Raw genomic sequence first — 12,531 nt, 5'->3', positions numbered from 1 at the left:
ACGAGGTGAGTGATGGAATGACCTGCAACTGCGCGCAAAGGCGATGACTGGGCCCGCCCCCCCCAAACGGCGCTGGTTCGACGCCCTCGCTTGGACCGCGCTCGCCCTCCTCATCCTCGTCACCGCCGCGCACCTCCTCACCAAGCCCCCCGCGATGCCCGACTACGAGGACGTCCGCGCCGACTGGAAACCCAGCGAAGCCTGGCTCTACGACCGCGACGGCCGACTGCTCGACAGCGAGCGCGTCGATTTCGAACGCCGCCGCATGGCGTGGGTGCCGCTGAAGGACATCGCGCCCGCCGTCCGCGCCGCCGTCGTCACCAGCGAGGACAAGCGCTATTGGTCGCACGGCGGCGTCGACTGGCTCGCCATCGCCAGCGCCGCAAAGACCCGCTGGACCGGCGGGCGCTCGCGCGGCGCGTCGACGCTGCCGATGCAGCTCGCGGGCTTCCTCGCCCCCGACCTCGCGCTCCCCGGCCAGCGCGGTTGGCTGAACAAGATCCGCCAGATGCGCGCCGGGCAGGAGCTCGCCGCGCACTGGAGCCGCGAGCAGATGCTCGAGGCCTATTTCAATCTCGTGCCCTTGCGCGGCGAGACGCAGGGCATCGGCGCCGGCGCCCGCGCGCTGTTCGGCAAAAGCCCCGCCGACATGGACCGCACCGACGCCGCGCTGTTCGCCGGCCTGCTCCCCAACCCCGCCGCGGGGGCCGAAACGCTCGGGCAACGCGCCTGCCGCGTCGCCGCCGCGAAAGACTGCACCGCGATCCGCGCCGCCGCCGCGACGCTCGTCTCGGGCGAGCGCATCGCGCAGCTCGACCCCGCGCTCGCGCCGCACCTCGCGGTCCGCCTGCTCGACAAGCCCGGCAAACGCGTCACCACCACGATCGACCGCCGCATCCAGGAGGCCGCGATCGTCGCGCTCAAGCGCCAGCTCGCGGGCCTTGGTGCCGACCGCGTCCGCGACGGCGCGGTCGTCGTGCTCGACAACGCCACCGGCGACGTGCTCGCCTATGTCGGCGGCGTCGGTTTAAAATCAACCGCGGCGCAGGTCGACGGCGCCAATGCGCGGCGCCAGGCCGGCTCGACCCTCAAGCCGCATCTCTATGCGCAGGTGATCGAGCATCGCTGGCTCACCGCCGCCTCGATCCTCGACGACAGCCCGGTCCAACTCGACACCGCCTCGGGCCTTTATGTGCCCAAGAATTACGACCATAGCTTCAAGGGGCCGGTCAGCGTCCGCCACGCGCTCGCCTCGTCGCTCAACGTCCCCGCCGTCCGCACCCTGCTCATCGACGACGTCCAGCAGTTCCGCGACCGCCTGTGGGCGCTCGGCTATCACGGCCTCGTCGAGGACGGCGAATATTACGGATTTTCGCTGGCGCTGGGTTCCGCCGAAGTTTCGCTGGTCGAACAGGCCAACGCCTTCAGAACATTCGCAAATCACGGCAACTGGTCCCCCGTGCACTTCGTCGATATGCGCGATGATCGTGAAGTTCCGCGGGCCATCGTCTCCCCCGCCGCCGCCTTCATCGTCGGCGACATCCTCGCCGACGCCTCGGCCCGCACCGACGCCTTCGGTGCCGACAGCGCGCTCCGCCTCCCCTTCTGGGCCGCCGCGAAGACCGGCACGTCAAAGGGCATGCGCGACAATTGGTGCATCGGCTGGTCCGACCGCTTCACCGTCGCGGTGTGGGTCGGCAATCTCGAGGGCGATTCGATGCGCGCCGTATCGGGCACCTCGGGCGCCGCGCCCGTCTGGCGCGACGTGATGATGGCGCTCCACGCCGGAAACCCCGGCAAGGCCCCCGCGATGCCCGCCGATGTCGAGGCCCGCCAGATCGCGCTCCCCGGCACCCGCGAGCCGCCGCGCCGCGAATATTTCATCCGCGGCACCGGCCAGGCCGAAATGGCCGCCGCCCCCGCCGCCGCGCGGCGCCCGCGCATCACCAGCCCGGTCAGCGGCAGCGTCTATGCACTCGACCCCGACATCCCGCTCGATCGCCAGCGGCTCGGCATCGCGGTCAGCGGCGAAGTCACCGGCTATCGCCTGATCCTCGACAAGGTGATGCTCGGCGACGCCGACGCCGGGCAACAGATTTTACCACGCCCCGGCAGTCATATGCTCGCGCTCGTCGACCCCGGCGGCCGCATGGTCGACCGCGTGCGTTTCACGGTGCGATAAACCGGGTTGGACCCACCCGAATCCGTCTTTCGGCCCCGTGAAATTAAGTTGCGCTGACGGGAGGAGCGTTTACTCTACCCCGCCATGAGAGGCCCACACCGGGTCCCAAAGGGGAATTTTGGATGATATTTGGTCGCGTCAAACCGCTCGACGCCATCTTGGCCACCGCCGAGAAAAAGTCGCTGCATCGAACGCTCGGTGCTTTTCAGCTCACCCTGTTCGGCATCGGCTGCGTCATCGGCACCGGCATTTTCGTGCTGACCTCGGCCGGCGCGCAAAAAGCCGGGCCAGGCCTGATGCTCGCCTTCGCCATCGCCGGGCTGATCTGTATCGTCGCCGCGCTCTGCTACGCTGAAATCGCCGCGATGATCCCCGTCGCGGGTTCCGCCTATACCTACACCTATGCGACGATGGGCGAGGTTCTCGCCTGGACCGTCGGCTGGGCCCTTGTCCTCGAATATGCGGTCGCAGCGTCCGCGGTGTCGGTCGGGTGGTCCGGCTATTTCACCGGAACGATATTGAACGAGTTCCTCGGGATACAGCTGCCATCCTACCTCGCCGGCGCGCCACTGGCGCTCGGCGGGATCGAAGGCGGGTTCATCAACCTGCCCGCCGTGGTCATCGCCCTGCTCGTCACCTGGCTGCTGATGATCGGCACGACCGAAAGCGCGCGGGTCAACGCGATCCTCGTCGCGATCAAGGTCACCGCACTCACCGCCTTCATCGTGCTGACGCTGCCCAGCGACTATTTCTCGACCGACAAGTTCAATCCCTTCCTGCCCGCCGGCGTCTTCGGCGGCTTCGGTTCGGGCCTCGGCGCGGTTGGCGCGGCGGCGACGATCTTCTTCGCCTATGTCGGCTTCGACGCGGTCTCGACCGCCGCCGAAGAAACCAAGAACCCGCAGCGCAACGTGCCGATCGGCCTGATCGGCTCGCTGCTCTTCTGCACCGTCTTCTACATCCTCGTCGCCGCCGGCGCGATCGGCACCGTCGGTGGTCAGCCGATCATGGGCCCGAACGGCATCCCCTTCCCCGCCGGCTCGGAAGAACTGGCACGCCAGTGCGCGACCTTCGCCGCCGACCAGCTGCCGCTCGTCTGCTCGAACGAAGCGCTCGCGCATGTGCTGCGCCAGATCGGCTGGTCGGGCGTCGGCAACATGCTCGGTATCGCCGCCTTCGTCGCGCTGCCGTCGGTCATCCTGATCCTGCTGTTCGGCCAGACCCGCGTCGCTTTCGTGATGAGCCGCGACGGCCTGCTCCCCGAATCGTGGAGCAAGGTCCATCCCAAGTGGAAGACCCCGCACATCATCACCGCGATCACCGGTGCGGCTGTGGCCTTCGCCGCCGCTTTCCTGCCGGTCGGCAAGCTCGCCGACATCGCCAATGCCGGCACGCTCTATGCGTTCATGATGGTCGCCGTCGCGGTGATGATCCTGCGCAAGACCGCCGCCGACACGCCGCGTGCGTTTAGGACGCCCGCGCTGTGGCTGATCGGCCCCGCCACCATCGCCGGCACGGTGTTCCTGTTCTTCAACCTGCCGCTCGACGCGATGCTCGTGCTGCCGATCTGGGGTGCGATCGGGCTGCTGATCTACTTCCTCTACAGCCGCAGCCGCAGCCATCTTGGCCGCGGTATCGTCGAGGTGCATGAGGACGATCTGGAACCGCACGCGCCGATCAACTGACGCACACGGCCAGAATCGAATTGAAAGGGGCCGTCCCGGCGATGCCGGGGCGGCCCCTTCGCTTTTGTCAGAACGGACTTTTCGGCGCCGTTCCCGGCCGGGTGAACAGCTTGCCGCGCTCGGCCCAATAAACCAGCGCCAGACCCAACACCCCCGACATCAGGAAGGCATAAGCGAGCGGCAGCGTCGTGCCGTCATATTGCTGGCCGATCAGCGCGCCGACCGTCGCCGCGAGCAGAGTCTTGGCAAAGCTCTGATAGGAGGAGGCCACGCCCGCCATATGGCCGAAATCCTCCATCGCGATCGAGCCGAAATTGCTGCCGATAAAACCGATCAGACCGACATTGACCATCATCAGCGCGGTGAACATCCACAAGGTCTCACCGCCGCTGAGCGCCACCAATATCTGTATGCTCGCTGTCGCCATGAAGGCGAAGACCGCGCATTGCGACACGCGCCGCGCCCCGAAACGCTCGACGATCGCCGCGTTGGAAAAATTGGCGATCGCGATGCCCGTTGCAACGAACGCGAAAACCAGCGGGAACAGGTTCCGTGCCTGGAACACGTCGGCGATGATCTGTTCGCTGCTGTTGAGATAGCCATAGAGCGATCCCTGCATCATGCCCGATGCGAACATGTAACCCGCAGCGCGGCGATGACGCGTCACCGTCGCCCAGCCCGCGATCATGGTCCGCAGGTCGAGCGGACGGACGTCGGCGGGGTCGAGCGTTTCGGGCAGCCGCCGCAGCCAGAACAGCATCACGACGCCCATCACCGCGAGGACGATGAAGATCGAACGCCAGCCCGCGACGGCGGCGACCCCCGCGCCCATCGTCGGCGCGATCGCGGGCACGATCATGAAGACGAGGAAGATCATCGACAGCCTTTTGGCCATCGCATCGCCCGAAAAAAGATCGCGAATCACCGCGACGACAATCACGCCGAGCGCAGCGCTGACGACGCCATGTCCGAAACGCAGCGTGAGCAGCATCGGAAAACTGGTCGCGAGGCCGCAGCCGATCGAAAAAGCGACATAGGCAAAGAGCGCGGGCACCAGCACGCCTTTGCGCCCGAAGCGATCGGACAGCGGACCATAGAGGAGCGAGCCGAAGCCGATGCCGAGCAGATAGGTCGAGATCACATATTGCCGGTCGTTGGCGACCGTCACCCCCAGCCCTTCGCCGATCGCGGGCAGGGCGGGAAGCATCGAGTCGATGGCGAGCGCATTGAGCGCCATCACCATCGCCATCATCACAACCATCTCGCGTTGGCCGGGAAGGGGACGCGAAGTTTCGGGCGGGGGGGCGGAGGGATTATTGTGCATTGCAGCAGCGCTATGCGCTCGCCCCCGCAGTTTGGCCACCCCCTCCGGCCCGGCAAAGCTATGCAAAGAAAAGGGCCGCCTCCGGGTGGAGGCGGCCCTTCGTCTGTTTCCAGGCGTTGCGGCGATCAGCCCTGGCGGGTGCCGGTCATCGCCATCGAACCGAAAGGGCCGGCCTTGATCGTGCCGGTCAGCGTGTCACCGTCGATCGTCGCTTCGGCTTCGAGCGTCATCGGCATCGGCACCTTCATGTTCATGGTCCAGGTCAGCTTGTTGCCATCGACCTTGCCATTTTCCACATCGAGCGCGCCCATCGCACCGGCATTCTGGCCGGTGAAGGTCGCGCCGTCGCTGGTGACGGTGAAGACCGACTTCTGGTCGCCCATCGGCGACTTGGTCACGCAATCATAGCTGCCATCGACTTGGGACATCTGGGCTCTCCTTACTGAAACTGATGTTAGTTATCGAGAGTCACCGTTTCCACCGGCAGACCCAATCCGTCAAGCTGTGGTTTGACCGTCGCGGCATCGCCGACGACGACATAGACGAGGCCCTCGGTGCTCAGCGCCTTGCGCGCCGCTCCGTCGATCTCGGCGGTCGTCATCGCTTCATAGGTCGCGGGCAGGGTTTCGTAATAATTGTCCGGACGGCCATATTTGACGATCGCGCGCAGCCCGCCGAGCACATCGCCCGAAGTTTCGAAGCTGCCCGGCAGTTCGCGGACATTGCCGTTGGTCGTGCGCTGCAACTCTTCCGCGGTGACGCCCTTGTCGCCGAGGAAGGATTTGAGGTCGCTTTGCAGTTCCTTGATCGAATCGCCGGTGCGATCGGCCTGCACCGGCGCCGCGGCGATCCAGGCGATCCGGTCCTTGTCGCTCGAAACCCGGGTCCGCACGCCATAGGACCAGCCCTTGGTCTCGCGCAAATTGGTGTTGAAGCGCGAGAGGAAACTGCCTCCAAAAATATCGTTCGCCGAACGCAGCACCTCCAGCTTGTCGGTGCCTTTGGCATCGAGCACCTTGCCCGCGAGAATCACCGACTGCGGCGATTTGGGGCGGTCGAAGAGCAGGATGCGCGGCTGCGGCGCCGGGATCGCGACCTCGAAATGCTTGGTCGGCTTCGCCGTCGCGGGCGCCTTCCAATTGCCGAAGGCTGTTTCGAGCTGCTTGGTCACCTCTTTCAGCGTCGTGTCGCCGACCACGAAGATGCGCGCCGTGTCCGGGCGGATCCAGGTCGAATGGAACGATGCGAGCTGGCCCTGCGTCGCAGCGGTCACCGCCTTCGCATCGCCAAGCCCCGACGGCGGAATGCCATAGGGATGGTCGGCGCCGTACAGCACCGGCATCAGCACGCGCGACGCGATCGCGTTGGGATTGTTGAGTTCGGCCTTCAGCCGGTTGAGCTGCTGCGCGCGCACCCGCTCAAGTTCCTTCGCGTCGAAGGCGGGATTGCGGATATAGTCGGCGAGCAGGGTCAGCGACGGCGCGAGGTTCGGCTTCAGCGCGAACAGTTCGAACACCGTTTCGTCGGCGTTGGCCGATCCGTCGATCTGTGCGCCGAGCCGCTCCTTGGCTTCGGCAAAGGCGATCGAATCGAGGCTCTTGGTGCCCTCGTCCATCAGGCTGAGCATCAGCGACTGGGTGCCGAGCGCATCATGCGGATCGGCGGCATAGCCGGCGTCGAAGCTGACCGCGACATTGACCGTCGGCACCGCCGTGCGCTTGGCGAAGACGACCTCGATGCCATTCTTGAGCTTGGCGCGTTCGATCGTCGGGAAGTCGAGCGCGGTCAGGTTGGCGACCGCCGGCAGCTGCGACCGGTCGGCGATCGAGGTGCCGAAGCCGGTGTCGGGACCGACATCGCCGAGCGCGGGGTTCCAATAGCGGTCGGGTTCGACCGCCGCCGTGACCTTGCCGGTTACCGCACCGCCGCGATTCTCGCCGCCCTCGGTGCGTTCGCCGGGAACATAGGTCAGCGAAAAGGCCGGGCGCGACAGCCATTTGTTGGCAACCGCCTTCACCTGCTCGGGGGTCGCCTTCGCCATGCGGTCGAGCTCGACCTTGTAATAGCCCGGATCGTTCGAATAGAGCGCGCCCTCGGCGAGCGCGACGGCCTTGCCGCCGAAGCCGCCGACCGATTCGAGCCCCGAGATCGCCGACCCCAGATAACTCGCCGCCGCACGCTGCAACTCGTCGGCGGTCGGGCCGCTCGCGAGGAATTTGGCGACCTCTTCGTCAAGGCGCTGCCCGACGAGGGCGGTGTCGACGCCAGGCTTCACATCGGCCTGGACGAGCAGGATGCCGGCATCCTCGAACGGCTGGGCGAAGGCCGAGACGCTGACCGCGACCGGGTCCTTGCGCACCAGCGCATTGTCGAGCCGCGACGACGACAGCCCGCCGAGCACCGACATCGCCATCTGCAGCGGGATCGAGTCGGCATCGTTGAGGCCGGGAATCGCCCACATGCGATAGATGCGTGTCGTCGGGACGAGGTCCTTGACCTCCTTGGCGAGCGGCGCGGGCAGCGTCGGGACCGACGTCGCCGGCGCCTTCACTTCGGGACCCTTGGGAATATCGCCAAACCACTGCTGCACCTTGGTCTTGGCGGTCGCGACGTCGATGTCGCCCGCGAGCACCAGCACCGCATTGTTCGGGCCATAATTGTCGGTGAACCACTTTTTCACGTCGTCGAGGCTTGCCGAATTGAGGTCGCCCATCGAGCCGATCGTGCTGTGGTGATAGGGATGGCCGGTCGGGAAGAGATTTTCGAAAATCTCGTAACGCAGCAGGCCATAGGGATTATTGTCGCCCTGGCGCTTTTCGTTCTGGACGACGCCGCGCTGGTTATCGAGCTTCTCCTGCGTCACCGCGCCGAGCAGATGCCCCATGCGATCGCTTTCGAGGAATAGCGCCATGTCGAGCGCGCCGGTCGGCACCGTCTCGAAATAATTGGTGCGGTCGACGTTGGTCGTGCCATTCTCGTCGGTGGCACCGACCTGCTGCAGCGGTTCGAAGAAATCGCCCGGCGAATTTTCCGACCCGTTGAACATCAGATGTTCGAACAGATGCGCGAAGCCCGTCTTGCCCTTGGGTTCGTGCTTCGACCCGACACGGTACCACACCGACACCGCGATCACCGGCGCCTTGCGGTCTTCGTGGACGATGACGCGCAGGCCATTGTCGAGGGTGAACGCCTGATAGGGAATGTCGACCGCCTTGACGAGGTCGGCGATCGGCGCGGGGTCGGCCGCCTTGGCCTTGGCGAGTGCGGGGCCGGCGGCGACGAGCGAGGTCGACAGGGCAAGGGCAACAGCGAAGCGGTGAAAACGGGGCATGAAAATCCTCTTGAAATCAGGAGCAGGCGCGGGTTCGGCCTGCATGCGACCGGGGTGCCGGACGGCACTGTATCAACGGTTTAGGACAGCGCGCGTGCCGGTTCAAGGGCGATAGACGCGCGGCTTCGTCGCCCACAGCGCCGCGGGGTCGAACAGCACCGGCTTGAGCTGGTGCCGCACGAACAGCGGCGCCTGATCGTTATAATGCGGGCTGTCCGGGCGCGTCGTCGCCGATCCGAACGGCTGGATCGATTCGGACTTGAGCTTGCCGTCCTTGCCCCAGGTCACGAACATGATGAAGCTGTCGCCGTGACGGACCTTGAGCCGGCCGTCGGGCTCGACATCCCACAGCGTCGAGGCGCGGATCGTGTCGTTGCCGCCGTCGAGCGGCAGGTCGACACGGTGATCGCCCTCACCATGGCGCAGCCGCAGCACGGTGCCGAGCTTCGGATCGAGGGTGCCGAAATGCTTCTGCAGATGGTCGGCGGCTTCCTTCAGCGTCTCGCGCGGGTCGGGGCGTTCGGCGAGCCGCTGGTAATGCACCCGGTTCGCGGGACGCAGCACCATCAGCGCCAGCGCATCGCCCTGCCCCTTGCCATCGAGGTTCCAGTCCCATGCGCGCAGCAAGGCCTGCGCCTGCGCGAGTTCGGCATCGCCCTTCAGGTTCAGTGCGAGGATGCGGTCGATCCACGCCTTGGCGTAACCGGTCCGCGCGTAGGCCGTGTCATATTTGATCGCCTTCAACCGCGCCTCGTCGATCTGTCCCGACGCCTCGAACAGGTCGATCAACCGCGACGCGCGGTTGCTCATATCGTCCTCGATCCCGAGCAGCGGCGAGAAAGCCGCCGCGTCGAGTTCGTCGCCCGGACCCGCCGCGACCCACGGCGTGTTGTTAGCGTTCATCACATAACCCGACGCCGGATTGACCAGCGCCGGGACGCGGTCGAACGGCAGCGTCTTGGTCCACAGATCGGTCGAGCGATCGCCCGGCAATATGCCGCGCCAATTATAGCCCGCCGGCCGGTCGGGGAACATCGCGTTGTAGAACATCCCGATATTGCCTGCGGCGTCGGCATAGATGAAATTGGTCGCGGGCACGCCCTGCCCCGCCATCGCGGCGCGCCATTCGGCGAAATTCTTCGCCTTGTTGAGCCTATAATATTGGGTGACCATATTCGCCTGGTCGATCCCGGCGTAGCGGATCGCGAAGGCGCCCTGGGCGTTCCTGATCACCGGGCCATGGACCGAGCGATAGACCATGCGCGGCACCGGCAGCACGAAGGGGCCGAACTTGACCTTGAGCCACACCCGCCTCGCCTCGAGCGGGCGCCACTGGCCGTCGAAGCGATAATTCTCGCCGCTCTCGTCGAGCACGAGCTGATAGATGTCGATCAGATCGGGCCGGTTCACCGTGTTGGTCCAGCCGAGATATTTGTTGTGGCCGAGGAAGGGGTATGGCGAGCCGGGGAAGTTCGCGCCCGCAAAATCCCAGCCCTCCTCACTATGCACCACCAGTTCGTACCAGGCGACCCCGCCGGTCCAGGGCTGGTGCGAGTTGGAGACGAGCCGCGTCGCGCCGTCCGTCGAACGGGCTGGCGCGACCGCCATCGCGTTCGACCCGTTGGCGGCGGGATCGCTGCCGAGCGGCGTGTCCTTGCGCGGTACGATCTTGCCGGTGGCGTCGAGTTCGGGGCCGCCCTCCCGCCCCATCTCCTTGCCTTCGACGAGCGAGCCGAGCGTCGAATCGAGCCCGAAGAAAAAGGGTGAGCGCAGCACGAAACCCGCGACGACATCCTCGCCGGTCACCGGGAACAGCTTCGACAGCCGCACTTCGTCCGGATGCTTGTCGGCGTAGCGATTGAGCCCGGCCGCATAAGCGGTGAACAGCGCCTGCACATCCTTCGGCAGCCGCGGCCAGTCGCGCGCGGTGGTCGTGCGGATATCGAGCAGCGCCGCAGCATAGTCGATCTTGGCGCCATCCTGCCCGAGCATCGCCCCGGCGCGCCCGCGCGTCATCGCGAGCACTTCCTGCAGCGTCGCAAAATCATCCTCGGCATGGGCATAGGCGACGCCATAGGCGACATCGGCATCGGTCTTGCCGAAGATGTGCGGGACGCCGAACTTGTCGCGCGCGATCCTGACGTCGGTCGGCTTGAAGCTCGGCGCGGCGGGTGCCTTAGCGGTCAGCGGCTCCCAGACCGCCAGCGAAATCACGGTCAACAGCAGCAGGACCAGCAGCCCGATTCCCAGTTTGCGCAGCATCTCGGTCCCTTTTGCGTCGGCTCACGAACGCGACTGTCTGACCGCGTGCAGGTTCGATGGCAAGCGTCTGTCGTTCGTCGAGAGGCAATTGCAGGTCGGGCCGCGCGTGCTAGGTCAAGAAACGGACCGATAGTGATGGAATAACAGGGAGTTTCCGTTTGATGCGTACCAAAAGCCTGCTGCTCGCCGCCTGCCTCTCGCTCGCGCCTTTGACGGCCCCCGCCGCCTTGGCGCAGGACGTGACCGGCTCGGGCGTCGTCCCCGGCAGTGTCGCCAACAGCGCCGAGCGCCCGATCGGCTTCGCCGCGAGCGCGCCCGCCAAGGGCGTACTGGTGGTGCTGATGGCCGACGCGACCCTGCCAGCGCTCGACGCGGTCGGCGTCGGCGCGGGCGAACGCGCCGCGATCGAATCCGCGATCGCCAATGCGAAGTTCGACGGCAAAGCCAACGCCACGCTGTCGCTGCGCGGGATCGGCGCGCACAGCCGCATCCTGCTCGTCGGCACCGGCACCGCGCCGACGATGCTCGCGCTCGCCGAGGCGAGCGGCAAAGCGGCGCAGGAACTCAAGTCCGACGCGCAGCCGGTGACGCTGACCGGCGCGTTCACCGGGGCGCAGGGCGCCGAGGCGGGCTATGGCTTTGCGCTCGGCCAGTACCGCTTCGACCGCTACAAGACCGTCGACCGCAAAACGCCCCCCGCCGACACCGTAACGATCGTCGGCGGCGACAGCGCCGCCGCCGGATCGGCCTTCGCCGCGCGCTGGCGGCCGCTCGCCGACGGCGTCCGCCTGTCGCGCGACCTCGCCAACGAGCCCGCCAATGTCGTCTATCCCGAAAGCTTCATCGCCGAAGTGCGCCAGGCCTTTGCCGGCGTCCCCGGGATTACGGTCGAGGTGCTCGACGAGGCGGCGATGCGCAAACTCGGCATGGGGACGCTCGTCGGCGTCGGTCAGGGCAGCCCGCGCGGCTCGCGCCTGCTCGCGGTGCGCTATCGCGGCGGCAGCAGCGACGCCGCGCCGCTCGCTTTCGTCGGCAAGGGCATCACCTTCGATTCGGGCGGCATTTCGCTGAAACCGGGCAGCGGCATGTGGGACATGAAGGGCGACATGTCGGGCGCCGCATCGACGATGGGCGCCGTGCTGTCGCTCGCCAAATCGAAGGCGCCGGTGCATGTCGTCGCGGTCGCGGCGCTCGCCGAGAATATGCCCGACGGCAACGCCCAGCGCCCCGGCGACGTCGTGCGCACCATGTCGGGCAAGACGATCGAGATGCTCAACGCCGATGCCGAAGGGCGGCTCGTGCTCGCCGACGCCAATGAATATGTCGCCGACAAGTACAAGCCGCGCGCGATCGTCAATATCGCGACGCTGACCGGATCGATCGTAGGCGCGCTCGACAACCAATATGCCGGGCTGTTCGCGCGCGACGAGACGCTCGCCGCGCAACTGCTTACGGCGGGCAGCGCGAGCGGCGAAGAACTCTGGCGCATGCCGCTCCACAAAAATTACGCGAAGAAGATCGAATCGGACATCGCCGACGTACGCAACATCGCGCCCGGCGCGGGCCCGGGCGCCAGCATCGGCGCGCATTTCATCGGTTATTTCGTCGCCGAGACGACGCCTTGGGCGCATCTCGACATCGCGGGCGTGAACCAGGCCGACAGCGCCTCGCCGCTGGTGCCCAAGGGCATGTCCGGCTTCGGCGTGCGCTTGCTCGACCAGCTCGCGCGCGAAGGGCAGTAAGGATT

At 66.4% G+C, this 12,531-nt stretch carries 7 protein-coding genes; 3 read left to right on the top strand and 4 right to left on the bottom strand.

From position 1 onward, the window contains the following. Positions 1 to 43 precede the first annotated feature (43 nt). Together pbpC and AC07U1_RS06605 are read left to right on the top strand one after the other, a co-directional pair. The gene (gene pbpC / locus AC07U1_RS06610; RefSeq protein WP_495177075.1) at positions 44 to 2,182 is read left to right on the top strand and encodes a penicillin-binding protein 1C; all 2,139 of its coding nucleotides are present in this window, start codon (positions 44 to 46) and stop codon (positions 2,180 to 2,182) included. 122 nt (positions 2,183 to 2,304) lie between these two features. After that, positions 2,305 to 3,867 (top strand): amino acid permease, encoded by a 1,563-nt coding sequence (locus tag AC07U1_RS06605; RefSeq protein ID WP_056342360.1) that lies wholly within the window; start codon positions 2,305 to 2,307, stop codon positions 3,865 to 3,867. A gap of 67 nt (positions 3,868 to 3,934) precedes the next feature. Here the strand turns inward: AC07U1_RS06605 and AC07U1_RS06600 are convergent, their stop codons facing one another. From AC07U1_RS06600 to AC07U1_RS06585, 4 genes are all read right to left on the bottom strand, one after another. Further along, a complete protein-coding gene (locus AC07U1_RS06600; protein ID WP_235535531.1) occupies positions 3,935 to 5,128 on the bottom strand; it encodes a multidrug effflux MFS transporter in 1,194 nt (397 codons plus the stop codon). 188 nt (positions 5,129 to 5,316) lie between these two features. Next, a complete protein-coding gene (locus AC07U1_RS06595) occupies positions 5,317 to 5,619 on the bottom strand; it encodes a hypothetical protein (RefSeq protein ID WP_056342353.1) in 303 nt (100 codons plus the stop codon). A gap of 26 nt (positions 5,620 to 5,645) precedes the next feature. Beyond that, positions 5,646 to 8,522, bottom strand: coding sequence for a M16 family metallopeptidase (locus tag AC07U1_RS06590; protein ID WP_495177077.1), 2,877 nt, complete (start codon positions 8,520 to 8,522; stop codon positions 5,646 to 5,648). 102 nt (positions 8,523 to 8,624) lie between these two features. Then, positions 8,625 to 10,784, bottom strand: coding sequence for an acylase (locus tag AC07U1_RS06585; RefSeq protein WP_495177078.1), 2,160 nt, complete (start codon positions 10,782 to 10,784; stop codon positions 8,625 to 8,627). Between the two features lie 161 nt (positions 10,785 to 10,945). On the opposite strand from AC07U1_RS06585, the gene AC07U1_RS06580 reads away from it, so the two are divergent. After that, entirely contained in the window at positions 10,946 to 12,526 is a 1,581-nt protein-coding gene (locus AC07U1_RS06580; protein ID WP_492737787.1) for a leucyl aminopeptidase, read from the top strand. Positions 12,527 to 12,531: the final 5 nt, after the last annotated feature.

The sequence above is a fragment of the Sphingopyxis sp. GW821-FHT02C12 genome (genome assembly GCF_059421785.1).
The sequence above is the reverse complement of the archived record's forward strand: the minus strand, read 5'-3'. Positions and strand labels throughout refer to the sequence as shown.

Coding starts and splice junctions, on each gene's coding strand:
- AC07U1_RS06585 (WP_495177078.1), bottom strand. CDS start 10,784: ATGCTGCGCAAACTGGGAATCGGGCTGCTGGTCCTGCTGCTGTTGACC.
- AC07U1_RS06580 (WP_492737787.1), top strand. CDS start 10,946: ATGCGTACCAAAAGCCTGCTGCTCGCCGCCTGCCTCTCGCTCGCGCCT.
- AC07U1_RS06590 (WP_495177077.1), bottom strand. CDS start 8,522: ATGCCCCGTTTTCACCGCTTCGCTGTTGCCCTTGCCCTGTCGACCTCG.
- AC07U1_RS06605 (WP_056342360.1), top strand. CDS start 2,305: ATGATATTTGGTCGCGTCAAACCGCTCGACGCCATCTTGGCCACCGCC.
- AC07U1_RS06595 (WP_056342353.1), bottom strand. CDS start 5,619: ATGTCCCAAGTCGATGGCAGCTATGATTGCGTGACCAAGTCGCCGATG.
- AC07U1_RS06600 (WP_235535531.1), bottom strand. CDS start 5,128: ATGGTTGTGATGATGGCGATGGTGATGGCGCTCAATGCGCTCGCCATC.
- pbpC (WP_495177075.1), top strand. CDS start 44: ATGACTGGGCCCGCCCCCCCCAAACGGCGCTGGTTCGACGCCCTCGCT.